Annotated in this window: 24 protein-coding genes; 9 read left to right on the top strand and 15 right to left on the bottom strand. The window is 57.2% G+C overall.

The window, feature by feature from the left end:
• The first annotated feature begins 19 nt into the window (after nt 1–19).
• Nucleotides 20–265 (top strand): DUF202 domain-containing protein, encoded by a 246-nt coding sequence (locus AC2Q8J_RS08760; protein WP_204994624.1) that lies wholly within the window; start codon nt 20–22, stop codon nt 263–265.
• Here the strand turns inward: AC2Q8J_RS08760 and AC2Q8J_RS08765 are convergent.
• Both AC2Q8J_RS08765 and AC2Q8J_RS08770 read right to left on the bottom strand, forming a co-directional pair.
• A complete protein-coding gene (locus AC2Q8J_RS08765; RefSeq protein ID WP_286838625.1) occupies nt 262–702 on the bottom strand; it encodes a DUF3429 domain-containing protein in 441 nt (146 codons plus the stop codon). The genes AC2Q8J_RS08760 and AC2Q8J_RS08765 overlap by 4 nt on opposite strands.
• Before the next feature lie 135 nt (nt 703–837).
• Nucleotides 838–2778, bottom strand: a complete 1941-nt coding sequence (locus AC2Q8J_RS08770) for an alpha/beta hydrolase (RefSeq protein ID WP_286696301.1) — start codon at nt 2776–2778, stop codon at nt 838–840.
• A gap of 350 nt (nt 2779–3128) precedes the next feature.
• On the opposite strand from AC2Q8J_RS08770, the gene minC reads away from it, so the two are divergent.
• From minC to minE, 3 genes are read left to right on the top strand one after another with little or no spacing between them, the layout of a single operon-like run.
• A complete protein-coding gene (minC, locus tag AC2Q8J_RS08775; RefSeq protein WP_486451081.1) occupies nt 3129–3911 on the top strand; it encodes a septum site-determining protein MinC in 783 nt (260 codons plus the stop codon).
• A gap of 49 nt (nt 3912–3960) precedes the next feature.
• Nucleotides 3961–4776, top strand: a complete 816-nt coding sequence (gene minD, locus AC2Q8J_RS08780; RefSeq protein ID WP_372877626.1) for a septum site-determining protein MinD — start codon at nt 3961–3963, stop codon at nt 4774–4776.
• Nucleotides 4773–5024 carry a cell division topological specificity factor MinE gene (minE, locus tag AC2Q8J_RS08785; protein ID WP_027873106.1) on the top strand — a complete coding sequence of 84 codons (252 nt, stop codon included), beginning with the start codon at nt 4773–4775 and terminating at the stop codon, nt 5022–5024. The genes minD and minE overlap by 4 nt, the downstream gene beginning before the upstream one ends.
• A gap of 38 nt (nt 5025–5062) precedes the next feature.
• On the opposite strand, the gene AC2Q8J_RS08790 is transcribed toward minE, so the two are convergent.
• The 10 genes from AC2Q8J_RS08790 to AC2Q8J_RS08835 form a co-directional block, all read right to left on the bottom strand.
• Nucleotides 5063–5503 carry a hypothetical protein gene (locus tag AC2Q8J_RS08790; RefSeq protein ID WP_204994629.1) on the bottom strand — a complete coding sequence of 147 codons (441 nt, stop codon included), beginning with the start codon at nt 5501–5503 and terminating at the stop codon, nt 5063–5065.
• A 64-nt stretch (nt 5504–5567) separates the two neighbouring features.
• Nucleotides 5568–6647: a CNNM domain-containing protein gene (locus AC2Q8J_RS08795; protein ID WP_204994630.1), complete on the bottom strand. Its 1080-nt coding sequence runs from the start codon at nt 6645–6647 to the stop codon at nt 5568–5570.
• Nucleotides 6648–6752: 105 nt separating this feature from the next.
• Complete coding sequence (locus AC2Q8J_RS08800; protein ID WP_374972859.1) at nt 6753–7181, bottom strand: nuclear transport factor 2 family protein; 429 nt, start codon at nt 7179–7181, stop codon at nt 6753–6755.
• A 1-nt stretch (nt 7182) separates the two neighbouring features.
• Nucleotides 7183–7563: a carboxymuconolactone decarboxylase family protein gene (locus tag AC2Q8J_RS08805; protein WP_204994631.1), complete on the bottom strand. Its 381-nt coding sequence runs from the start codon at nt 7561–7563 to the stop codon at nt 7183–7185.
• 10 nt (nt 7564–7573) lie between these two features.
• Complete coding sequence (locus AC2Q8J_RS08810; RefSeq protein ID WP_486451082.1) at nt 7574–8314, bottom strand: SDR family oxidoreductase; 741 nt, start codon at nt 8312–8314, stop codon at nt 7574–7576.
• 34 nt (nt 8315–8348) lie between these two features.
• Nucleotides 8349–8669, bottom strand: a complete 321-nt coding sequence (locus AC2Q8J_RS08815; protein WP_486451083.1) for a 2Fe-2S iron-sulfur cluster-binding protein — start codon at nt 8667–8669, stop codon at nt 8349–8351.
• An 11-nt stretch (nt 8670–8680) separates the two neighbouring features.
• Nucleotides 8681–9451: an SDR family oxidoreductase gene (locus AC2Q8J_RS08820; RefSeq protein WP_486451084.1), complete on the bottom strand. Its 771-nt coding sequence runs from the start codon at nt 9449–9451 to the stop codon at nt 8681–8683.
• Between the two features lie 9 nt (nt 9452–9460).
• The gene (locus AC2Q8J_RS08825) at nt 9461–10942 is read right to left on the bottom strand and encodes an aldehyde dehydrogenase family protein (protein ID WP_486451085.1); all 1482 of its coding nucleotides are present in this window, start codon (nt 10940–10942) and stop codon (nt 9461–9463) included.
• An 18-nt stretch (nt 10943–10960) separates the two neighbouring features.
• Nucleotides 10961–11842: an NAD(P)-dependent oxidoreductase gene (locus AC2Q8J_RS08830; protein WP_486451086.1), complete on the bottom strand. Its 882-nt coding sequence runs from the start codon at nt 11840–11842 to the stop codon at nt 10961–10963.
• Nucleotides 11839–13038, bottom strand: a complete 1200-nt coding sequence (locus AC2Q8J_RS08835) for a cytochrome P450 (RefSeq protein WP_486451087.1) — start codon at nt 13036–13038, stop codon at nt 11839–11841. Before AC2Q8J_RS08835 ends, AC2Q8J_RS08830 begins: the two co-directional genes overlap by 4 nt.
• Before the next feature lie 131 nt (nt 13039–13169).
• Here AC2Q8J_RS08835 and AC2Q8J_RS08840 point away from each other — a divergent pair, with 131 nt between their 5' ends.
• Nucleotides 13170–14255, top strand: coding sequence for a MarR family winged helix-turn-helix transcriptional regulator (locus AC2Q8J_RS08840; RefSeq protein WP_486451088.1), 1086 nt, complete (start codon nt 13170–13172; stop codon nt 14253–14255).
• On the opposite strand, the gene AC2Q8J_RS08845 is transcribed toward AC2Q8J_RS08840, so the two are convergent.
• On the bottom strand, nt 14220–15824 hold the full coding sequence (locus AC2Q8J_RS08845; RefSeq protein WP_486451089.1) for a Na/Pi cotransporter family protein: 1605 nt from the start codon (nt 15822–15824) through the stop codon (nt 14220–14222). The two genes, AC2Q8J_RS08840 and AC2Q8J_RS08845, sit on opposite strands and share 36 nt — an antisense overlap.
• 77 nt (nt 15825–15901) lie before the next feature.
• On the bottom strand, nt 15902–16345 hold the full coding sequence (locus AC2Q8J_RS08850; protein ID WP_486451090.1) for a YaiI/YqxD family protein: 444 nt from the start codon (nt 16343–16345) through the stop codon (nt 15902–15904).
• Between the two features lie 95 nt (nt 16346–16440).
• Between AC2Q8J_RS08850 and AC2Q8J_RS08855 the strand changes: the two genes are divergently transcribed.
• From AC2Q8J_RS08855 to AC2Q8J_RS08870, 4 genes are all read left to right on the top strand, one after another.
• Nucleotides 16441–16851, top strand: a complete 411-nt coding sequence (locus AC2Q8J_RS08855) for a thiol-disulfide oxidoreductase DCC family protein (RefSeq protein ID WP_486451091.1) — start codon at nt 16441–16443, stop codon at nt 16849–16851.
• Complete coding sequence (locus AC2Q8J_RS08860; protein ID WP_486451092.1) at nt 16841–17569, top strand: SDR family NAD(P)-dependent oxidoreductase; 729 nt, start codon at nt 16841–16843, stop codon at nt 17567–17569. The genes AC2Q8J_RS08855 and AC2Q8J_RS08860 overlap by 11 nt, the downstream gene beginning before the upstream one ends.
• A gap of 149 nt (nt 17570–17718) precedes the next feature.
• Nucleotides 17719–21393: a response regulator gene (locus AC2Q8J_RS08865; protein ID WP_486451093.1), complete on the top strand. Its 3675-nt coding sequence runs from the start codon at nt 17719–17721 to the stop codon at nt 21391–21393.
• A gap of 26 nt (nt 21394–21419) precedes the next feature.
• Nucleotides 21420–22607 carry a methyltransferase gene (locus tag AC2Q8J_RS08870; protein WP_486451094.1) on the top strand — a complete coding sequence of 396 codons (1188 nt, stop codon included), beginning with the start codon at nt 21420–21422 and terminating at the stop codon, nt 22605–22607.
• 90 nt (nt 22608–22697) lie between these two features.
• Here the strand turns inward: AC2Q8J_RS08870 and AC2Q8J_RS08875 are convergent, their stop codons facing one another.
• The gene (locus AC2Q8J_RS08875; RefSeq protein ID WP_204994645.1) at nt 22698–23165 is read right to left on the bottom strand and encodes a hypothetical protein; all 468 of its coding nucleotides are present in this window, start codon (nt 23163–23165) and stop codon (nt 22698–22700) included.
• Nucleotides 23166–23189: the final 24 nt, after the last annotated feature.

Below are 23189 nucleotides of genomic sequence, written 5' to 3' on the forward strand. Positions count from 1 at the left end.
CTTTACACAGGAGCGCCACATGGAAGACAGCCAAGTACGCGACCAGCTCGCCTTAGAGCGCACCCTTCTCGCCAATGAACGCACGCTGCTTGCCTATTTGCGCAGCGCCCTCGCCTTCGCCGCTGCTGGTGCAGCCATCCTGCATTTCTACGCTCAACAAGCGCTGCTGGTCAGTTTGGCATGGGGCTTAGTCGCCGCCGGCGCGGCCATCGGCATTTGGGGCGCCTACCGCTTTGCTCAAGTTCGCAGGCGCCTGCGCAATTAAGCCAGGCGCACAATGAACAGCCCGGCGAGTAAGCAGGCGATCGCAACGCTGCTAAGGCAGCAGCGCAAACTGATATACCAGCTGGGTAAGCCATAGCGGTAATAGCGAAACAAGTCATAACACCAGAGAATACCGAGCAGGATGGCCAGCGTAAGGTAGGCTTGCGCCATTGGCATCCACACCGTAAATGCCACCGCGATCGCCGCCGCCATTCCCAGCAAGGCATCGTTAAAGCGCGGCGCCGAAAAGGTCCCTCCCCAAAGCGTTCCCGCCATAAAAGCGGTGATAGCCACGCCATAACTGTGCAACGCCACCTGGCCGGTCAGGCCAGCCCAACTGCCGCCGACATACACCGCCCACAGCGCTGCAATAAACGGTATCGCACCCAGCGCACCTGCCAGCAGATAGCTGCGTTGCGCAATGCCTGTTGTCGCCATAAATCTTCTCCTCTTTCGTCAGTGATACGAAAAACAAGAAAAGCCCGGATTTATCGGCCAGAAACAAAAAAGCGCCCGAGGGCGGGCGCAAGCTGTGAAACGACCATCCGGGAGAGTGGTCACGCACTAAAAGTGTTAGCGGTAGGGGACAGTCTGAAACAGCACATCGGTCAACTGAAAGGTGCCCGCGGGCTTTTGGTCAAAGGCTAATTTAATTGACGACAGCGCACTGAGGTCGACACCAGCATCGTGAATCACTTTGGCATCCAGTCGGAACGGCAGCATATTAATGACCGTCTTGGCTCCGGTATCGCGCGCCGATACCGTCAGCCCCGGCGGAAAATACAGCGCGTCGCTGTAGTCACTGGCGAGCAGGGTCACGGCGTTGCCAGACACATCGCTGAGCGTGAGATGCAGGTCCTGGCCGGTGGCATTTTCCGGCGTAACACTCACCCCCATACGCAGCGTCAGAAAGTCTGCCGCGCTGGCGTCCAGCCCCTCGGCGGGCAGGGCAAATTCAATACTGGCGCCCGTTCCCAGATAATTGGCAAACACCTGCGGCGCTTTAGAGATGGTTGACGGCGACGGGCAACGGTCTTCATTCATGCCCAGTAAGTCTTCCAAACTACCGCCATTTGGCGCGCACCAGCCGGTAAAGGTGAAGCCGTCAAATGTATTAGCGCCAAACTCGTTCATTAGTAACGAATCCTCGCTGAGCGTTTTGTCGACGACGATCAGGTTTTCTGACGACTGATGAAAGGACAAATGCAGTCGCTCATCACAGGTATCAACCCCCTCTGGACAGGCACTGGCGGGCGCGCTATCCAAGGCGCTCCAATACCCGGCGAATTGCTCTTCACCGCCAGCGAAAAGGCGCAGGAAGCTGCTGATCAAAAACTCGCCATGGCGGCGTTGGTCACTGCGGCTAAAGCGGCCGCTTACCGGCGAGGCTTCCGTGCAATAGGGGTCAAAGCCATTCAGGGTGGCGTCATCGTTAAACCAAAAGTCGTTGTAGTAATTGTGGTTGGCGCCCATCGCGGTAAGCATGAATTGCGGCTGCGACACATCGTCGGCGTTGTAGCGAACATTGTCATACATATATACGCCGTGGAGGGTCGACACATCGCCGTCACAGTAGGGTGACAGAGTGGCCCAGGCGGTATTGAGCGGCAGTTCGGAGTCAAAATCAGTAGGTGCTAGGGAGAACACCGCCTTTATGTCGTGGGGCTGGTCAAAATCGCTAGTGCGGCGAAATTGCGGGTCTTGGTTGTAGGTGATGGTTTTGGCAACCCCATTACCGCCCCGGGAGTGCCCCATCAGGCCGATGCGGCTGAGGTCAATGCTGTCGAGCAAAACACTAAAGTCATTACCGGCCTCATCCTGGTGGTAAGCCGAGTCGGGCTGGGTGGCGATATCGCGGAAAATATCCAAGTGGTGCAATATCACTTCCGCTCGGGCGGTGATGCCCTGGTCGTTAGAACCGGAGTCCTGGGCGTTGATGTCATTCACATCCACCGACAGCACCACATAGCCGTGGGAGGCCATGGTGTCGGCGATATAGTCATAGCCTTTATCCGAGCGGATAGGCACTAAACCGTTTGCTTCGCAGTCCGTGCCAGAAGATTCGTCGCCACTGGCATCGCCAGTAGTCGAACACGTTGAGTGGCGGCCGTGCTGGAACAAAATCAGCGGAAAGCCGTCTTCGGGTATGTCACTGGCGCTGTCTACCACCGGGTAGTGAATCACGCCGAGAATATCCACCGGGTCGGCAAACTGGTCGACGCTGCTGCCGTCGCTATCATCAATATTGCGGGTGGCCATCACCGCGGCATATTGGTAATCGATGGGGCCGGCAATCTGGTAGGGGCCCTCCGTGTCAGCATCTGGCGCGGCGCCATCAAAGCGGCTTTCAGAGAAAACCGGTGTTTCAACCACAGGAGGGGTGGGATCATCGACTACGCCTCCCTCTCCCCCTGCGCCCGATGAGCTTCCCGATCCGCCACAGGCGGTCAGTAACATCAGTGCACTACCTACGATCCACTTGCGAGGCGAATCAAAAGACGATGAATAAACCATGACACCACTCCTTACTGCTTTAAAGGATGACTTGCATCGGTGCCCTCCTGGCTTACGCTGCAAAAGTAGCCGCTACATAACTCACTATCGCAGCGGCGAATAACAAGGTCACTGCAGCTTTAATGCCAGCTTTTCATAAATTAGTATTGCAGTGAAAGTCGGTGTTTTTTCGATCAATCGCGCATCTAACGCCCTTTTATAGGGCGCTGCGGGATGCATTCAGCACGTAGTGCACCAGTAATGACCGCGCCAGTGCGCTCACTGGAAGCGGGTTTTCAACTTGCGGCCAACACCACATCAAGCTATAAGAAGCCGCCATTTTCATTGCAAACTCCGGTACACTTGAGCGCATGGATTCAAAACCTCAAAACGCAGAACTCCCCTTCGGCAGCGCGCCGCAATTTCGCTTGAAAGCGGGCTTGTTCCCGCTGACGCAACTCGATATCAGCGACTATGAGCACAGCTGCTTTGAGCAGCAGTTGCGCGCCAAAGCCGCCGAAGCGCCGGCCTTTTTCCAGCACACCCCGGTCGTGCTCAACCTAGAGCCCTACCAGGGCACGCTGGCGCCGCCCGTGCAGGAAATGGCCGCACTGTGCCGCGAGCATGGCTTGATTCCCGTCGCCCTGCGCAGCCCGGATGACGCAATACAGGAACAGGCGCGCGCTTGCGGCCTGGCCATCATGCCCGCTGGTCGCCCCGCTCGCGAAACTGCCGATACATCTGACACCTCCAAGGCTTCCGTGAGCGTTGCGGTCAAAGCAGAGCCAGAGACCGCCGCGCCAACCAGCGAGGCGCCCACTGCGCGGCCCAGCAAAGTGATCGACACGCCGATTCGCTCCGGCCAACAGGTTTACGCCGCTGGCGGCGACTTAATTGTGCTGTCGTCGGTATCAGCCGGCGCGGAAGTACTCGCCGATGGCAATATTCATGTTTACGGCGCACTCCGCGGACGCGCTCTGGCAGGTGTACGCGGCGACACTTCTGCACGAATATTTTGTCAGAGTTTGGAGGCCGAACTGGTATCTATCGCCGGAACCTTTAAGCTGGATGAAGATTTTCGCGGCCAGCATTGGAAGTCCGCCGCAAAGATTCGCCTCGACGAGCAAACATTAGAGATTCAACCACTCAGTTAATTGAAAGAAGGGCGCAACCCGCCCTGCCAACATATAAGGGAGCCTTGCTTTGGCCAAAATTATTGTCGTGACCTCCGGGAAGGGCGGCGTGGGTAAAACCACCAGCAGTGCCGCAATCAGCAGTGGCTTGGCGCTACGCGGCCACAAAACTGCCGTTATCGATTTTGATATTGGCTTGCGCAACCTCGACATTGTGATGAACTGCGAGCGCCGCGTTGTCTATGACTTTGTCAATGTGATCAACGGTGACGCAACGCTGCGCCAGGCGCTGATTAAAGATAAGCGCGTCGACAATTTGTATATTCTCCCCGCCTCGCAAACCCGCGACAAAGATGCGCTGAGCGTGGACGGTGTAGAGCGCGTACTTAAAGAGCTCGCCGACGACGGTTTTGAATACATTATTTGCGACTCACCCGCGGGCATTGAACACGGTGCCTTTATGGCGCTGTACTTCGCCGACACCGCGATCGTGGTTGCCAACCCCGAGGTAAGCTCAGTGCGAGACTCCGACCGCATTCTCGGCATTTTGCAGAGCAAATCCCGCCGCGCCGAAAACGGCGAGCGCGTGGAAGAATACCTGCTACTCACCCGCTACAACCCTGAGCGCGTGGCCAAGGGCGAAATGCTGGCGGTGGAAGATGTCGAAGAAATTCTGGCAACCAAACTGCTGGGTGTTATCCCCGAGTCAGAAACCGTATTGAAGGCGTCAAACCAGGGTATTCCGGTTATTCACGACGACCAAAGCACGGCGGGGCAAGCCTATAGCGACGCCGTGGCACGCTTACTCGGCGAAGAGGTGGAGCAACGTTTTATTCACGCGGAACAAAAAGGCCTGTTCAAGCGCCTGTTCGGGAGGACTGCATGAGCATCCTGGACTTTTTCCGCAACAACAAAAAAGATACCGCCGCCGTCGCCAAAGAGCGGCTGCAAATCATTGTTGCTCACGAACGCAATCAACGGAACCAGCCCGACTATTTGCCAAAACTTCAGCAAGAGCTGCTGGAAGTGATACGCAAGTACGTGGATGTGAACCAGGATCAGGTCGAAGTGGCCTTGGACAATGCTGGCAACTGCTCGGTACTTGAGCTAAACATCACCCTGCCTGACCGCTAAGCCGTGCTGCGGGAATGACCAGCGCATTCCCGCCGCCGCTAACGTGGTGCAAAGGACTGCATATACGGATTCGCGCTGCTGCGCTGCACATGGATGTATCCGTGCTCGGTGAGTTCGTGACAGCTATTGCAGCCATCAATCAACTTATCAAACGCCGTGCTGGCTCGGCTGACATCGCCGCTATCGATTGCCGTTTCCAGCTTTAACACCAGCGGTTTAAGCGTACTGGCCGACAAGCGCCCTACCGGATAGTCGCCATAGCTTTCAATGTCACTGGCCTGCTTTACCGCCGCTTCCAGCTCGTGGGCATAAAAATCTGCCAGCGTCAGGTTGCTCGCATCCAGCGACAGCTGCAGTTTGTGCGCAAAGCGCTGCATATCGCCCATCACGGCAATCAGGTCAGGGCTTTCATTTGCCTGCAATAGCGAACTTCCCGACATAACCGTGCCGACGCACAGCCCTACTATCCATTTCTTCATTGGGCGCTTGTATCCTAAAAAATAAACGGCTGATGTTATACCAAAACGCGCAGAGGCGACTCCACTACTGCGGCGATTTGTCGCTATCGCCATGGGCCAACTCATCGTGTAGGAAGCCCATCTGCCGCGCGCGCTGCTCCCAGCGCTGACGCGCAAATACCTGCATATCGACCACTTCATCGGTTTCGTCGGTAATTTCAAAGCCCAGCAAGGTTTCCACCAAATCCTCGGTTGTTACCAAGCCGTGCAACTCGCCGTACTCGCCCACGGCCAATGCCATTTGTTTACCGGGTACCAGCATCTTTTGAATCATGCCGCGCAGCGGCAAGTTGTCGGGCACAATTAACAGTGGGCGCTGAAGGGTGTGCAGCACTGTGCCCGGCGCCTCGATCGCAGCGCGTAAAATTTCGTCTTTGCGCACGAAGGCGTAAACGTTATCGGCCTGGTCGCGATAAATCGGAATGCGGGAGAACGGCAAGCTGGGGTTTTCAGCCAGAACCTGCTCGGCGGTTTTGTCACCATCCAAACTAAAAATCACCGGCCGCGGGCTCATTACGTCGCGCACTTTTAGGCGACTGAAGTGCAGCAAGCTGCGCACTGCCCGCGCTTCGCGCGGCGAGAACACTCCTTCCTCAACACCCAGTTCGGCAAGGGCGGCAAACTCGGCACGGCTAACGGATGCAGCTTCTTCTTTCTGACTGAAAAAGATGGTTATCCACTGAGTAAGCCAGACCAGCGGCGACATCAAGCGCTGCACCCATTTCAAAATAAGCGCGCAGGCGGGTGCCAGCTGACGCCAGTAACGCGCGCCCAGCGTTTTGGGAATAATCTCGGAAAAGACCAGAATCAACAGGGTGAGTACCGCGGAGATCACCCCGAAATACACTTCGCCAAACAGTGCCGTGGCCTGCGCGCCCGCCCCCGCCGCACCCACGGTGTGGGCGATGGTATTCAAACTGAGAATGGCCGCCAGAGGTTTGTCGATATCTTCTTTGCAGCGCTGCCACCAGGTCGCGGTGCGCTGACCACTGGCCAAGCCCGCCGCAATATAGGAGGAGTTAACACTTAACAACACAGCTTCGAGCAGTGAGCAGAGAAAAGACACGCCCAACGCCAAAAAAACATACAGCGCCAATATGGCCATTACGCTTACGCCTCATCGTGGTATCGATAGCGCTAACTGTGTCACAGCTTTCGCCGGACTTAAATCCTCTGCGCGAACAAAGTCGACAAACAGCAGAGCCGTGCTTTAGCCATTCGCCGCCGGGCGCTGACCACCGCACAGAATGTCACTCACCAACTCGGTGTCCATATATTCCTTCAGCTCGATAATGCGCCCGTCTTTGAAGCGAAAGAGAAAGTGGTAACGGTTGTGATAATGCTGACCAGAGCTGTGGTCGCCGCGACTCTCGGCCTCCACCGCCACGCGTTCACCCTCGGCAGTGGTCGCGGTGATCGTGAACTTAAGGCCATTTGGGAAGGCATCCAGTACGCCCACTGCGGACGTCGAGATTTCTTCCAGATTATAACGGCCGGAAATCAACGTTCGGCCCGAGGTCCACAGGGTCGCATCAGGGTGATAAAAGGCTAAAAAACCATCGGTGTCGCCCGCCGACAAGCACTCAATAAAGCGGATGGCCCGCTGACGATTCTGTTCACTTAGCGACGTGTCTGCCACGCTACTCGCCCTCCTGTTTCTTTATTTTGGCCATTAGCCCCATCAGCGCCATGCGCATTTTAGAGGCTCTTGGGTAGCCAATATACTGGGTTAGAAACAGCACGGCCTCCTCCAATTGGGCCTCATCCAGCTCCCCGCGTGTAAACGCCGACTGGGCCTGAATGGTGAAGGTCATGTCCTCCCCCTGGGCCGCTATTGCCCCCAGCAGCAACAGCCTGCGGTCGCGAATGCTTAGGGTATCGTTGTCCCACAGATCGCCAAACAGCGAGCCCAACATGAAGTCGAAAAAGCGGTCTTCACCTTCCTTGGGCGGCTCGGGCAGGGCATTGCAATACACCTCTTTAAACTTTTCAATACCGCGTTCACGTTTTGACTCTGTCATAGCAGCGCTCCTACACCCGCATAAACTGACCGCCGTCCACGTTCAATATGTGGCCGGTGATCCAAGAGGCTTTGTCGGACAACAAAAACAGTGCCGCATCGGCCATATCATCAGGCGTGCCGAGGCGACTCAGTGGCATTTGCTTGACCAACTCGTCGGCGTAGTCACCTGCGGTATTGCGCAAGCCCTGGGTCTCGGTCGGGCCGGGAGCGATAGCGTTGATGCGAATTTTTCGCCAGCCCAGCTCATTGGCAAGCGAGCAGGTCAGGCCATTGAGTGCCAGTTTGGCAACGCCGTAAAAACCGATATTCATCCACGCCGCCGTGGAGGACTGGTTTACTATCGCAGAGCCTTCCGGCATATGCGGGACGCAGGCGCGCGCCATTAACAGGCTGCCGTGGACATTCACGCGCATGAAGGTATCGAGGTAGTCCATATCGACATTCATATAGCCTTCGATCTTCATGTCGCCAAAGATCGCCGCATTGTTAATGAGGTAGTCGACCTTGCCGTAGGCAGACTTCGCTGCCTCCGCACAGGCAATACACGAGGCCTCATCACCTACGTCGGTGCGCACAAACATCGCCTCACCGCCGCCCTGCTGAATGTCGGCCACAACCCGCTCGCCTTGCTCGGCATTTAGCTCAGCGACCACGACCCGCATGCCCTCAGCGGCGCAGCGTTTGGCATAGCCTTCGCCAATTCCTTGCCCCGCCCCCGTAACCACCACTACTTTGTTGTGAAAACTCATTATTATTTTCTCGTTTTAATTGTAAATGCAGGGCCTAGGCCTGTTCTTCCGGTAGCTCTACACGCATGCCTTCAAGCGCGGGCGTCACCGGAATCTGGCAGCCCAGACGGCTGTTGGCGCGGCGATCAATCGCATTCTCCAACATGCTGTTTTCGCCATCATTGAGCGGCGGCATCTGGCTTTGCCATTCCTCGGGGATATAGCAGTGGCAGGTTGCACAGGAGCAAATCCCACCACACATCCCCTCGACACCGGGCACCATGTTCAAAGTGGCGCCCTCCATCAAACTCATCTGCTCATCGACATCGACCGCGTGTTCGGTGCCGTCGTGTTCAACATAGGTGATAGCAACCATTTCTCTCTCCTTTACAGGGTGACTTTTTCAACTGGCGTGCAGGGGCGAATTTCCAGCAAGTCCACCGACACCCCGCGCGGCATCGACAAACAGAACAGCAATGCCTGTGCGACATGCTCCGCCTGCATACCGCTATCCATCCACGGTCCCTGACGGTGCCATTGCTGCACCGCCACCTGCAGGCGCTCAAACCTCCAAGCTGCAGCGAAATCTGTCATCGCGGCACCGGGGCGCAAAATACTGACGCCGACACCCGCCGGGGCAAGCTCACGGCGCAGGTCGCGACTCAGCCGCTCAACAGCGGCCTTGCTGGCCGCGTAAAGCGACAGGCCCGCCATTTCGTCATGGTGCTGGGCACTAGCGCTGCTCACATTGATCAACCGGGGGTTGGCAGACTGCTTTAACAGGTGGGCGGCTGCGCGACTGCAATAAAGCGTCGCGGCAATATTGAGCTGCAACTGTTGATGAATCTCGTCGTCTTGCCAGTCTTCAACAAAGCCGGGGCGCGCCAGACCGGCGTTGTTCACCAACGCGTCCAGACCACCAAAATGGTGAGCGACCGTTTCTATTGCCGATTGCGCTTGCGCGCTGTCGGTGATATCAGCGGCAACCGCCAAGCTGCGCTCGCCCAGCTCGTCACAGTGCTGCTGCAATAGGGTTTCACGGCGCGCGATCATACCCACCTTCGCACCGGCGGCAATCAGCGCCCGAGCCATCGCCAGGCCAAAGCCCGAGGAGGCCCCCGTTACCGCAACGACCCGACCGTTCAGAGAATTATTCATAGCGCCCTCCTACACGGCGATAGCAATGGTTTTGGTTTGCAGGTATTCCTCAAAGCCCTCCGGCCCCATTTCTCGCCCGACCCCGCTTTGCTTATAGCCGCCAAAAGGCGCATCGGGGCCGAGGAAGTTGCCACCATTGACATTGACCGTGCCACTGCGGATTTTCCGCGCAAACGCCAGGGCACGCTCTTCGCTGGCCGAATACACCGAGCCCGATAAGCCGTAGATGGAGTCGTTGCACAAGTGCAGCGCCTCGGCTTCGTCGTCATAGGGGATGACCACCAATACCGGCCCGAATATTTCCTCTTGCGCGATACGCATATCATTGCGCACATCGCTGAATATGGTCGGCTCAACAAAGTAGCCAGCGCGTGTATGCGCGGGAATACCGCCACCCAGTATCAGCCTCGCGCCTTCCTGTTTGCCCAGCTCAATATATTCCAACACCCGCTGACGCTGGCGCTCGCTAATCAGCGGCCCCTGCATTTCGCCACTGGTGTCATCACTGCCGTAAGACATGCCGCCTACATAGGCGCACAACAGTTCTTCGGCTTCGGCAAGACGACTGCGGGGCACTAACAAGCGAGTGGTAATCGCGCAGCCCTGACCACTGTGCGCGCAGATAGCCAGCGAGCCAAACAAGGCAGTGGGCAGGTCGGCGTCCTCGAGCAGCACCATTGCAGACTTGCCGCCCAGCTCCAAAAACACCCGTTTAACCGTATCCGCGGCATTGCGCATAACCTGCCTGCCCACCGCCGTGGAGCCAGTAAACGACACCACATCGACACGCGGATCTCGGGTCATTGCATTGCCAATTTCGGCGGGGTCGCTAGCGGTGAGCACATTGAACACGCCGGGTGGCAACTCGGCCTCGGCGGCAATGCGGCCAAGCAGAGATGCCGTCCACGGCGTTTCGGCAGCGGCCTTAAGTACCACCGTACAGCCCGCGGCCAGAGCCGGCAGGCACTTAGCCAGGTTAATTTGAATGGGAAAATTCCACGGTGAAATAGCCGCCACCACGCCCGCGGCCTCCTTCACCACAAGGCGCCGGCTGCGAACGCCCATCACCTCGTATTCACCGATGTCCCGCTGCCAGGGGAAGGACGCCATATACTCCACCGGCCAATTCGCCATCGCAATTGGCCCGTCGCACTGAGGGCCGTGAACGAAGAACTGGGTCGCCCCGGTTTCGTCGGCAACCGCTGCGCGCAGGGCATCGCGATGGCGATTTAGGCCGTCCACAAAGCGCTGTAAACAGGCGCGGCGTGCGGCGTGATCCGTCGACCAGTCGCTGTGATCAAAGGCCCGCCGCGCGGCGTCAATCGCCTCATCGGCATCGCGCAAGCTGGCATCGGCAGCAACCCCGAGCACCGTCTCGGTCAAGGGGCTGATGTTCTCATACTGACGACCGCCCTCGGCGGGGCGCAGCTCGCCATTGATATACAAGCGGCTCTCCCCGTGACCTGGCTGCCGGGTATCAGCATCGCCCATGGTGACCTCCTATTATTGTTATTCGACGTCCGAGCGCGATATCGCCATAAAGACATCGTCGATATCGCGGCGCACCCTTTCAGTGAGCGGCAACGACACATTGAGCTGCGCCGCTAAACTGAGGGCGTGATCCAGGTCTTTCTCCGCCAGCGCTGCGAAAGGGCCAAACACTGCTCGCATATCCTCATCACTGCAGGCGGCGCGCAGGCCGTCACGACCGTCGATAAACTGCTTCATCATGGCGGTAATCACGCCATTGGCCTTCCCTACCTGATGCAGCGCATCGAGATCGGCACCGGCGCATTTGACCAATTGCGCCGCTTCAGAGATCGACGAGAAAGCGGCATAGTTCATCAGGTTATTTGCCAGCTTCAGTACGGTTGCCTGCCCCGCCTCACCGGCATACACCACCGTTTTACTCGTACACGCAAACATCGCCTGACAGCGCGATACCGCCGCTTTACTGCCGCCGGCCATAATGCATAGCGTGGCATCCGCCGCTCCCGCCGCGCCGCCGGTGATGGGGGCATCGACCAGGGCCAGCCCTCGCTCAGCGGCATCCGCGGCCCAGCGCACAACGCCGTCTCGGGTAACAGTGCTGTGAATGGCAATAACGGTTTCGGGTGCAGCCACCGCAAAAATACCTGCCTCGCCATAGAGCAGTTGCTCAACGTCCGCGTCATTGCGCACGCACAGCGCGATCAGCGAGCAATTGCGGGCCAGTTCCTCCGCGCTTTCGACAACGCGGGCGCCCAGCGCCTGCATTTCTGCCAAAGGCGCGGGGTCGAGATCGAATACCGATAGGGCAAGGTGCTGTGACGACGCCTTGCGGGCAATATTGGCGCACATCGGTTTGCCAATATTCCCCAGACCAATAAAGCCGCACTGCACGGCGCTCATAGCTCGCCCGCCTGCCGCGGGCGAAAGCGCACTGGCAAAGTAGTAAAGCCGCGCACATTGGGGTTGTGAGTGCGGTCACTGCGCGACAGGTCCAGGTCGTAATCGGGAATCGCCTTTAGCAGCTCCTCGAAGCACACCCTGACCTCCAAGCGCGCCAACGCCGAACCCAGGCAGGCGTGAATACCCACGCCGAAGGCCATGTGGTCGCGCGCTCCCCGGCATACATCGTAGACATCGGCATTTTCATAGCGCTCTTCGTCACGACTGGCGGAAATAATGCACAGCCCCACACGCGCGCCAGCGGCAATCTTTTGTCCGCGAATCTCGATATCTTTGGTTACCGTTCGGCCGATCATTTGCGTGGATCCGTCGAAGCGCAGAGTCTCCTCTACCGCATCGGCGATGCGGCTGGGATCGTCAATCAACAACTGGCGCTGCTGCGGGTGCTGCCAAAGCCGGTAGCCCATATTGCCGATCAACTTGGTGGTGGTTTCGTTGCCAGCAACCGCCAGCAAAATGCCAAATCCAATGACATCGTCGTGGGTCATTTTGCCGTCTTTCTCAGCCTGTAAAACGCAGCTGAACATATCGTCGGGATCGAAGGGCTGCTCAGCCAACTGCCGGGACAGGTCGTCAAAATACTGGGCCAATTTAAAATAGGCGTTGACGTTGGCTTCGCTGATCTCGAACTGGCCGTCTTCCCGGTAGATCAGCTCATCGGCCCAGGTGCGCACCGCGGCTTGATCCGCCTCGGGCACATGAATCATGGTGGAGATCACGTCCATTGGCAGAATGGCGCTGAAGTCCTGAATCAGGTCCATCTCCCCGCGCGCCAGATGAGGCACAATCAGCGAGCGGGCCTTCTGACGCGTGTAGTCTTCAAGAGCAGCAATACGCTGGGGCACCATCAGCCCCGATAACAGCTTGCGAATACGCGTATGGTCCGGCGGGTCCATATTAATGAACATGGGGTAACCCGCCGACGCGCTTTGGTCTGACTCCAAGGCCGGGCCATTGATGCTGCTAAAGGTTTTAAAATCGCGAAATGCGTTAAAACAGTCTTCCCATTTGCTCAGCAGCCAAAAGCCGTGCTCGGCGTTGTAGTAAACCGGCGCTTCGGCCCGCAAACGCTGGTAGTAGGGATAGGGGTCTTCATGAACCGCATGGGAATAGGGATTGAACTCCACCGCCGCCATCGCGCACTCCTTATCATTATTATTGCCGAGTACGCTAGCACAGCCCCACACAAAAGGTAAATACACTAAATATATTTTAATAAATATGTGTTACATTAATTGACGCTACAGAATTCACAGGCGCCCAGGCCATGCCACAGACTTCAGCCGCACTCGAGCGGTTTCGCAACAACCCGCTAAAACAACTCAATGCCCTCAGCAATGACTGTGAACAAGCCACCATGCAGGGCTTAGCCGCCCAGGGGTTCACGAAATTAGCCATGCACTTCGCCGCGCCGATGAGCTTGCTGGGCCAACGCCCACACCGGCTCACCGAGCTAGCCCAGCGCCTGGCAATGAGTAAACAGCTTTGCCTGCAAAGCCTGCGCCCTTTAAGCGAGGCCGGGTATATCGCGCGCCAAGCCGACCCACTCGACAAACGGGCGAAGCTTATTGCCCTTAGCCCGCGCGGCAATCAGCTTATTGCTGCAGCAAACCAACAATTGGTCGACATCAATGAGCATTATGTGGCGCAGCTCGGCAGCGCTGAGTTGGCATTTTTGAGCCGCTATGCTCAGCGGGTTTGCATTGAGATGGCCGTGCCCGGCTTTGAACCAAACCGGACCGGCATTGATGAACAACTGCCTTTTTCAATGCTGATCGGCATGATCAACCGAAGCCTGCAGCGTCACCTGATGCAGGGCACCATTGCCCGCGGCCACCCACATTTGCAAATGACCCACGGTCAGGTGCTCGCCTGCCTGGCCCCCGAGGGCAGCAGTGTTGGCGAACTGGCACAGGCCAATGGCGTATCCAGCCAGGCCATTTCTCGCGTCGCACGTCAGCTTGATGAATTGGGCTATGTCGAGCGCCACAGTGACCCCGTTGACGGACGCAGCCAGCGCCTTCACCTGACTGAAGCGGGCGTTGCGTTAATAGACGATGCGGTATCGGTTATGACGGAGCTAGAGCGACGCCTGCAACACCGCCTGGGTGACGGCGACTTTCAGCGCTTCTGCAAAGCCCTACAGACGCTTAGCGGCGCCGAACCGCAGGCTGAGGTGAATGTGGCGGCGCCGCTAAGCGTCCCCGAGCTGCTGACTTACGCCGCGGACCTGCTGGATAAGGGCCAGCCGAGCGCCGACCTGAATGCCGCCGTCGAAAAGCGCCTCGGCGGCGAAGCGCAAACGCAGCTGAATGCGTTACTCCGCCTTGCTGTCGGGACTCCCGTAGGGTGAGAGTTTGTGCAATTGATCCAGATAGACAAAGATTTTCGCGAAGTGGCGCGATGAACGCCGCTGCCAGCGCAGCGCATCCAGATACAAATCGCCGTTAACGGTATTCTCATTACCCGACGCAATTTCTGCCATCAGCGCTTCGCGGGCGGATTCGGTCTCGTCCTCGCAGCGCTCAGCAAACGCCGATGCCGCGCCGGCCACGTAGTCAGACTCGTCTGTTAAGCGTTTTACGAGCTGCCGGCAACCGTCTTCAAAAACCACACCGGAGTGCAGTGGCGGCCCTTTTTTCTGCCAGCGCTGAGCCGTTTCGCGATCTGCCAAGCGCAGGTGCAGGCGCTGCATATGGTCAATGACGTGCATACACGCCAACAGGCGCTGCCAGCTGTCCGGTGTGTCGGGCCGCAAGTGAATATCGTCTACATAGCGTTGGCAGCGCTCAATGGCATCGTCAAGCTCGCGATGGCGCTCAGGCTTGGCTGATGGCTGGTCGCGCAGCAAACCAATGCAATATTGCAGCTGCGCTTCAACCAGTGAGCGCAAGCTGCGCCGCACAGCCTCCAGGGCAATCGCGGGGTCTTTCAATAATTGCTTATCCAAATGCCCGGTGAATTGCTCCTGCGCCTCCGGCACCAGCCAGATCATGAACCGCGCAAACTGGCCCGCCAGTGGTAACACCAAAATAACGCCGAGCAGATTGAACAAGCTGTGAAACGCCACGAGGGCGACCTCAGCCTGCTCGTATATCGCCCCGGGCGCCCACCATTGCCAAAGCGCAACGTAGGGCAGCAGCATGATAAAGGCGGCAATCCCGGTGAACACGTTGTACACCACGTGGGAGTATCCCGTGCGCCGAGTTTCGGCTGAGCCGCCCAGGGTGGCAAACAGCGCCGTTGCAGTGGTGCCAACGTCCATACCAATTACCATCGCGGCCGCCTGTTCAAACTCCAAAGCACCGCTGTGCACCGCGGTTAACGCGGTAGCCACGCCCGCACTGGAGGATTGGGTAATCAGCGTAATTAGCGCCCCCAGCAACAACAGTTGGAGACGCCCCAGCCAAGTATTCTCCGGGAAACTGTCCGGAGTAATCCTCCCCTCTAAGCCGGACATTCCCACTTGCATCGCGTCGATGCCAACAAAGATCAGGCCAAAACCTGCAAGTGCCAGCCCGGCGGCACGCCAGCGCCCCCGGCCAAACAATTGCGCCAGGGCGCCAGCGAGAATACAGGGCAATAACAGCGTATTCAGCTCGAGCTTGAAGCCCAGCAGGGCGACCATCCACCCCGTAACGGTGGTACCGAGGTTGGCACCAAATATCACCCCAAGGGCCTGGGGGTAGCTCAATAAGCCCGCGCCAACAAAGCCCACCGCCGCCACCGTTGTTGCGCTGGAAGACTGCAGAATTGCCGTGGTCGCTGCGCCGGTGAAGGCGCCACTAGTTGGGCTGCGGGTAAAGCGCGAAAGTGCCCGGTGAAGGGCATCGCCAGCCAGTGCTTTGAGGCCGTCGGTCATCAGGATAATGCCGACTAAAAACAGGCCGAGGCCGCCCGCTAATTCCATCCATTGGTTCACATTGAAACGCCTTTAAACGATCGCTGTATTTTGCCGATAACAACGCGCCATTTATTCCCCGTAATTTTACTTAGGGCCTAGGCACGGGCGAGTATCCGGTCGAGCTGATTAGCGAAGGCTTGTTTCTCACGCTGGCCATAGGCGCTTTGCCCGCCGCTCTGAATGCCGGAGGAGCGCAGCGTCTCCATAAAATCGCGCATATTGAGCCGACCGCGAATATTGTCAGCCGTATAACGCTCACCCCTTGGGTTGAGAGCCATCGCGCCTTTCTCGATGACCTCGGCGGCCAGCGGAATATCACTCGTAATAACCAGGTCCCCCTCTTCACAACGGCGCACAATTTCATTGTCGGCAACATCAAAGCCAGCGCTCACCTGAACCGCGGTAATATGGGAGACGGGCGGCACTTTCAGCATTTGATTCGCCACGAGGGTTAAGGCGACCCCGGTGCGCTCGGCCGCTTTAAATAAGATGTCTCTGACCACCACCGGGCAGGCATCGGCATCAACCCAGATTTTCATTTTAGCTTTCTCCGGCATTTCGTTATAGCGTGTCAGGCATCGCTTTGACCTGGCGCTCCGTACAAACATCGAGCACCGTGCTGTGGAAGGAAATTATGACGCGATTGACCCTATTTTACGATGGCAGATGCCCCTTGTGTGTCGCGGAAATGACGCGACTCGCCGCCTTGGACGGTCGCCGCGCACTGGCCTTTGAAGACATCAACGGCGAGGACTTTAGTCGCCGCTACCCCAGCATCGACCCCGTTGCGGCCAACCGCGTGTTACACGGCTGGGATGAAAACGGTTCGTTGTTACTTGGCCTGGATGTAAGCTGTCGCGCCTGGCAGCTGGTAGGCAAACACCGCTGGATGGCCGCACTGCGCTGGCCGCTTATTCGCCCCTTGGCAGACCTTGGCTATCGCGTGTTCGCTCGACACCGCTACTCCTTTTCCCGGCTGTTTACCGGCCAGCCACGCTGCACAGAGCGCTGCGCCATCATTGAACATCGCCGCCATGAACCCTAAACGCGCACTGGTGGTCGGCGGCAATAGCGCTATTGCGCAGGCGCTGATCCAAAAATTGCTGACCGACCAAGAATTGGATGACGTACACGTCTTTAGTCGCCACCCCAGCGCCACTAAATGCGATGACCAGCGACTGCACTGGCACTGCGGCGACTACAGTTCGGACAGCCTCACTGCCTGGGCAGACTCCCTGGCGGAGCATACCGGCGCCATCTCTCGCGTGTTTATTTTCAATGGCGTGCTACACGACGACGCCGGCCAACCTGAAAAGCGCCTCGAAGACATTAACGCCGACACACTGCTGTCGCGACTGCACAGTAATACCGTAACCCCCATGCTGGCTATTCAAGCGCTACTACCGTTGCTGCGCGGCCCTCAGCCCTGCGTGGTAGCCGTTCTCAGCGCCCGAATCGGCAGCATTGGCGATAACCAACTCGGTGGTTGGTACAGTTACCGCGCCTCCAAGGCGGCGTTGAACATGTTGTTAAAAACCGCCAGCATCGAATTCGCTCGCCGTGCTAAGAACCTGAAATTGCTGTCCTTCCACCCCGGCACGACCGACTCACCCCTGTCAGCGCCCTTCCAGCGCCGCGTCCCAGACGGCAAGTTATTCACCCCTCAGTTCGTCGCCGAACGCCTGCTGGACCTCTGCTCCGCCCTCCCCCATGACGGCCAGCTCAGTTACATCGATTGGCAGGGAAAAGCCATCGACTGGTAACGGCCGTGGAAACTACGCATGTTCGACAGGGCAAGTGCACACTAGCATTACAGGTGTTATTGCCACGGTGTTATATGTACTGACGAGACAGAGAGTTCGGGTACCGCATAGCCGCGGCTTCCTTATTGGCCGGTGCTCAGGGAGCAGTCATGAACTCGTTCCTCCAAAAACTCCGTCGTCACAGCGCATCACGCCAACCTGCTGTGAGTCGCTCCCGCCGTTGGCTGCACCCACTGGCCAGCCTTGCCAGCTTCATTCTTATCGCCGTTGTTGCGGTATATATCGACCAGCTGAATAACCACAACCGCGAGTTGAATCACCGCGACGCCGTTCTGCGGGAAATGGGTTCCATCAGCGCTAAAGTAGAGAGTGACCTGAAGGGTGACCTCCAGGCAGCCAAAGCGATGGTGGCAGCCGTCCGCCAGCACCCCGACCTCAACCCCGATTATCTGGATAAATATTCCGAAAGCCTGCTTTCGGGTGAAAGCCGCATTCGCAGCGTTGCCGTATTTCGCGGTGTTATCGGCGCCTACGTCTACCCACTCAAGGGCAATGAGCCGGTGCTGGGGCTGGACTTAAGAACGCGGCCCGACCAACTCGCCGACATGATGAAGGTACACAAAACCGGCGGCGCTGTACTCTCGGGCCCTGTCGAATTAGTTCAAGGCGGTATGGCGCTGATTGCCCGTCTACCCGGTGGCCAGAGTCAAGGTACTGGAGAGCCTATGACGGTGTCGGCCGTGATTGATATAGAGCAGCTGCTGCGTAGCAGTGGCCTGAGTGAAGCAGGCGAGCGATTGCAGGTAGCCATACGCAAATACGGACCCGAGGGTCGCTTAGGTAAAACCGTATTTGGCGATGCCGCACTATTTAACGACCAGACCCGCGCGGTGACCACAGATATCCGACTACCGCTGGATGAGCGCTGGCAAATCGCCGCCGCCCCCGAGAGCGGCTGGCTACAGATGAACTTGCTTGACCCCTTCCGGGTTGTTGTCGCGTCGCTGGCACTAATTATTTTTTGCTTCCTAACGATTATTTTGTGGCTGCTTGCCAAGCGCTATGAAAGCAACCAACTATTGGTTCAGTTGTTCGAGCTATCGCCGATTGGCATTGCATTAAACGACTACGAAACAGGCAAATTCATTGCCGCCAATCAATCTCTGTGCAAAAGCCTAGGCTACCCTCATGAAAAGCTAACCGAGTTGCGCTACCAAGATATAACGCCCCAAGAATTCATGTTAGATGACGAGGCGGCTTTCATTATTCTCACAGAAACAGGCCGCCTGGGGCCCTATGAGAAACAGCTTATCCGCGCCAATGGCGAGCCCCTGCCTATCGAAACCAACAGCATTTTATTCAGCGACTCGCAGGGTAAACCGCTAATCTGGTCAATGGTTGAGGACATTAGTGAGCGGATGCACGCCGCCCAGATAATGGACCGGCAGCAACAGATGTTTAACTCCATGAGCCAGCAAGCAAGGATCGGTGCCTGGGAGCTGGAGGTGGAGAGCGGCCAGCTCACGTGGTCTGAGGTGACAAGGGAAATTTGTGGTGTACCAGCAAACTTTACCCCAACTGAAGAGGCGCTTCGCAGGGTGTTTCCTCAGGAAGAGATGTGGCACCTGCTGCAGCATTTGATCCGACGCGCCATTATCAATGGCCAGGCATTTAGCGAAGAAGTGAAGCTCACCACACAACAAGGCCGCGAACTGTGGATTCAGCTCACGGGCCACCCTGTACTGGATAAGCAGCGCTGCACACACATTTTCGGCTCACTCCAAGATATTGATGACCGCAAACGCGCCGCCGAAGCATTGATACGCGCCCGTGATGAAGCGGAGCAAGCCGCGCGCTCGAAAAGTGAGTTTTTGGCAACCATGAGCCACGAAATTCGCACCCCGATGAACGGCGTCCTCGGCATGCTGAATTTGCTAGCAAACTCCGACCTGGACTTCGAACAGGAGCGTCGGGTGAGCATTGCCCGCAGCAGCGCACATTCGCTGCTCTCTCTCATCGACGATGTCCTGGACTTCTCCCGCATCGACGCCGGCAAAATGACTCTGGAAGACAGCAGCTTTGCGATACGCGAAGTCATCGAAGAAGTCTGCGAGAGCATGTCGTTGCGCGCACAGGAAAAAGGCCTGGAGCTCATTGTTGACCTTAGTGAGATCAACATAGAAATGGTCTCAGGCGACGCCGCAAGGCTGCGCCAGGTCCTGACCAACTTACTTGGCAACGCACTAAAATTTACCGAAAGTGGCGAGATCGTTGTTCACGCCACGCTCACCGAGCATCAAAACCAATGGATATTTGACTGCTATGTACGCGACACCGGCATCGGCATTGCCAGCGAAAAATTAGACAGTTTGTTTAGCGCATTCACCCAGGCGGATGCCAGCACCACGCGCCGCTACGGCGGCTCCGGACTTGGCCTGTCGATTAGTCAGAAAATCTGCCAAGCCATGAATGGCAGCATTGCCGTGAGCAGCAAGGAAAACAAAGGAAGCACCTTCCATGTCCAGGTGATGCTGAATTCATCCACCGATGCGTCATTCGATGAGGCCTATGCATCGGGCAGACATGTATGGTTGATAGAGGACAATATAAACAGCTGCAAAAGCCTGGAGCGTCAGCTGCTGCGCTGGGGCGCAAAAGTCTATTGCTCCACATCCAGTGAGTCCGCGCTCAACTCCGCCGAGAGTCATGATATTCCGCTGGAGAAAATCGACCTGGTTATTATCGACCGATACATGGACGGCTTAGACGGCACCGAGCTCGTTCAATTCCTGCGCCAGGAAGAACATCTAAGCAGCCAGCCTTTTGTCTTGCTCAGCAAAATCAGTAGTCAGGGAACCGACGCCCACTTTCGCTCGCTGGGTTTCGATGCTTGGTATCCCAAACCCCTCACCACCAGTAATTTGCGTGAAGCACTAAAACTGGCGCCCCTGGGAAGTTACTTACAAAGCGATAGCAGCGACCGTACGCAGGAGACACCAGCTAGCAGCCTATTACAAGGCAGGCGCGTGCTACTGGTTGAGGACAATGCGGTAAACCAAGAGGTGGTGCGCTGTCTGCTAGACGAGTTGGGCTTACAGGTCAGCATTGCCGATAACGGCAATAAGGCGATCACTGAGCTGAAGCACCAGCAGGACAAGCAAGCGCCGCCCTACTCGGCAATTTTAATGGACTGTCAGATGCCGGAAATGGATGGTTACGAGTGCACTCGCCAAATCCGTGCAGGTCTGGCAGGCGAAGCGGCACGTGAGTTACCCATTATCGCGTTGACGGCCAATGCCCTCAGTGGCGACCGTGAAAAATGCAGCGCCGCCGGTATGGATGACTACCTCAGTAAACCGATTGACCCCGACCGACTGCATAAAAAATTGCTGAGCTGGTTGCACACCTCACGCAGTGACGACCCTGCCAGCCCCTCATCAAAGAATCATGCAGAGGCGCTGTGGAATGCCGACAAAGCTCTGGAAGGGGTCATGGGGCAGGAACGTACCCTGAATAAAATGCTGGTGATGTTTAACGAGTACAGCATTGCGCAACAGCAGGCATTACGCAGCGCAGTTACCGCAGCAGATACTGCAGAAATTGCCCGTATCAGCCGCGCACTGAAGGGCAGTAGCGGACAGCTACAAGGCGACGCACTGCGCGAGCTGGCCTCATCACTGGAACTTGCCGCCAGTAATAAGGACTGGGAAAAAATCCACTATTTCTACCCCCAGCTCCACCAGTGTTGGCAGCAGCTATGCGCGTGCTTTGAACAGCATTTGCTGCGCAACACCAACGAAAGCCGCGCGCTAATAGAGGGTTAACTGCCGCACCGTCGTATAATGTGGGCATGACCAGCAACGTTCTCACCGCTGCGAAAGGCGCCGACCTATTGCAGAACATCGACCAGCTACTCAGCCAGCACGAAGCATTGTGGCGCGCCGGCTCGAACGCCGAGTCAGTAACGCACTACGACGCGCTGTTCCGCGCGCTTTGCACACTCTCGGCAGATGACGTTGCCCAACTGCAGGGCGATGACCTTATGCTCTTGGAGCGATTGTCGCCACACTTTGCCGATGCCAAAGACATTCTCGCCATTCTGTCTTACTTTACGCCGCCCACCGCGCCATCACATATCGAGCCGCCCAGCGGCATTGGTGGTAGAAAATGGCAGCAAATACAGGCTTTTTGTGGCGGGTTAGCATCACTATCGGGAAACGTGATCGAGTGGTGCTCTGGAAAAGGCTACCTCGGCCAGGCACTGCGATTCCACCCGCAACACGCGCCCTCGTCTGTCATCGGCCTGGAAATTGATAGCGATCTTGTTGCCAGTGGCAACCACAGGCACGCCAACACCCATCAACGCATTGTGCGCTGCGATGTATTGAGCGAACAGGCAGAGTCGTTTGTGGCCGACGCCAACGCCATCATTGCACTGCACGCCTGCGGAGGGCTCCACCAACGCATGCTGAAAGTCGCAGCGACGACGAGCACCGCGCAGATTGCCCTCGCCCCGTGCTGCTACCACCGGTTTATTGAGCAGTACGCGCCACTGTCCAAGGCCGTCAACAACTCGCCCCTCTCAATCACAACTCAAGATTTGCGCCTGGCGGTTCGACAAACCGTCACGGCCCGGCGCGGTGAAACGCAGGCGCGACGACAACTTCACCACTGGTGGCTTGCAAGCCAACAACTTTCCCAGCAACAGGGGATAGCGCTGGACCAATACCGCGCCCTGCCCCACAGTGCTGCCAAAAAAGGGTTTAGCTACTTTGTAGAACAACAATGCGCCGCCAATGGCATTGCAACACTCGACATGAGCGACGCTGATACCGCCCTGGCCAACGCGGCAGGCCAACAGCTTGCGCAAGAGCAGCGCGGCCTCGCCGCCATGCTATTCAGGCGCCTGCTGGAATTGCGCTGCGTGTTAGACAGTGCCCTATTCCTGTGTGAGCAGGACTACCACGTTACGCTCAGTGTCTTTTGCCCGAGCACAACCACTCCAAGAAACTTTTTATTATCTGCCCGGCGCAACTAGTCAGGATTGATATTTCAGGAGGGTATTCTGCATCAGCAGGTATCGAAGACCTTTCTGCGGCGCTCGACTCACGTCCGCAGCACTGCAAGCCTATCTGGCCGTGTAATCTTGACTAACTGCCCGCCCATCACCATTCGCTTGCAGATAGCGCTGACTATCCACCCACCCCTTCTCGGTATAAAAGCCCCAGTCGCGGATTTTCGGTCCGGTCAAAAACACTGTGACGCTATCGGCTGAAAGCAGGTCCAGACGATGCGGCGCGCGAGACATTCTGGCGGTGACCGAGCCGGGCTCTAGCACACGTGTCTTGCTGGGAAGGGTCTCAGATATGCGCCCTCGCAACACAACTGAGATATTGAATAGCCAGGGGTGGTCATGGAGATGACTGTCGGGATCATCTTCTTGGACATGGTGAAGGTATACATTGAAAAAGCGGTTTTTAGGCAGCAGGTGCCAGCGCGTTAGGTAGCGCTCACCAATGCGCTTTGAAGGAGGTGTGTCCATACGGCGTTCAGCTCGTCGCTGCATGGCAGAGAGTAATGCTTGAGGTAACTTCATCAACTGCAGGCCAGTATACGGTCA

This window comes from Spongiibacter sp. C9W, from assembly GCF_057370015.1.

Excerpts from the sequence above, each read along its gene's own strand:
- AC2Q8J_RS08820 (WP_486451084.1), bottom strand. The coding sequence starts at position 9,451 with ATGAATAATTCTCTGAACGGTCGGGTCGTTGCGGTAACGGGGGCCTCC.
- AC2Q8J_RS08840 (WP_486451088.1), top strand. The coding sequence starts at position 13,170 with ATGCCACAGACTTCAGCCGCACTCGAGCGGTTTCGCAACAACCCGCTA.
- AC2Q8J_RS08760 (WP_204994624.1), top strand. The coding sequence starts at position 20 with ATGGAAGACAGCCAAGTACGCGACCAGCTCGCCTTAGAGCGCACCCTT.
- AC2Q8J_RS08810 (WP_486451082.1), bottom strand. The coding sequence starts at position 8,314 with ATGAGTTTTCACAACAAAGTAGTGGTGGTTACGGGGGCGGGGCAAGGA.
- minC (WP_486451081.1), top strand. The coding sequence starts at position 3,129 with ATGGATTCAAAACCTCAAAACGCAGAACTCCCCTTCGGCAGCGCGCCG.
- AC2Q8J_RS08805 (WP_204994631.1), bottom strand. The coding sequence starts at position 7,563 with ATGACAGAGTCAAAACGTGAACGCGGTATTGAAAAGTTTAAAGAGGTG.
- AC2Q8J_RS08770 (WP_286696301.1), bottom strand. The coding sequence starts at position 2,778 with ATGGTTTATTCATCGTCTTTTGATTCGCCTCGCAAGTGGATCGTAGGT.
- AC2Q8J_RS08815 (WP_486451083.1), bottom strand. The coding sequence starts at position 8,669 with ATGGTTGCTATCACCTATGTTGAACACGACGGCACCGAACACGCGGTC.
- AC2Q8J_RS08875 (WP_204994645.1), bottom strand. The coding sequence starts at position 23,165 with ATGAAGTTACCTCAAGCATTACTCTCTGCCATGCAGCGACGAGCTGAA.
- AC2Q8J_RS08855 (WP_486451091.1), top strand. The coding sequence starts at position 16,441 with ATGACGCGATTGACCCTATTTTACGATGGCAGATGCCCCTTGTGTGTC.
- AC2Q8J_RS08825 (WP_486451085.1), bottom strand. The coding sequence starts at position 10,942 with ATGGGCGATGCTGATACCCGGCAGCCAGGTCACGGGGAGAGCCGCTTG.
- AC2Q8J_RS08795 (WP_204994630.1), bottom strand. The coding sequence starts at position 6,647 with ATGGCCATATTGGCGCTGTATGTTTTTTTGGCGTTGGGCGTGTCTTTT.
- AC2Q8J_RS08790 (WP_204994629.1), bottom strand. The coding sequence starts at position 5,503 with ATGAAGAAATGGATAGTAGGGCTGTGCGTCGGCACGGTTATGTCGGGA.
- AC2Q8J_RS08835 (WP_486451087.1), bottom strand. The coding sequence starts at position 13,038 with ATGGCGGCGGTGGAGTTCAATCCCTATTCCCATGCGGTTCATGAAGAC.
- AC2Q8J_RS08870 (WP_486451094.1), top strand. The coding sequence starts at position 21,420 with ATGACCAGCAACGTTCTCACCGCTGCGAAAGGCGCCGACCTATTGCAG.
- AC2Q8J_RS08865 (WP_486451093.1), top strand. The coding sequence starts at position 17,719 with ATGAACTCGTTCCTCCAAAAACTCCGTCGTCACAGCGCATCACGCCAA.
- AC2Q8J_RS08860 (WP_486451092.1), top strand. The coding sequence starts at position 16,841 with ATGAACCCTAAACGCGCACTGGTGGTCGGCGGCAATAGCGCTATTGCG.
- minE (WP_027873106.1), top strand. The coding sequence starts at position 4,773 with ATGAGCATCCTGGACTTTTTCCGCAACAACAAAAAAGATACCGCCGCC.
- AC2Q8J_RS08765 (WP_286838625.1), bottom strand. The coding sequence starts at position 702 with ATGGCGACAACAGGCATTGCGCAACGCAGCTATCTGCTGGCAGGTGCG.
- AC2Q8J_RS08830 (WP_486451086.1), bottom strand. The coding sequence starts at position 11,842 with ATGAGCGCCGTGCAGTGCGGCTTTATTGGTCTGGGGAATATTGGCAAA.
- AC2Q8J_RS08850 (WP_486451090.1), bottom strand. The coding sequence starts at position 16,345 with ATGAAAATCTGGGTTGATGCCGATGCCTGCCCGGTGGTGGTCAGAGAC.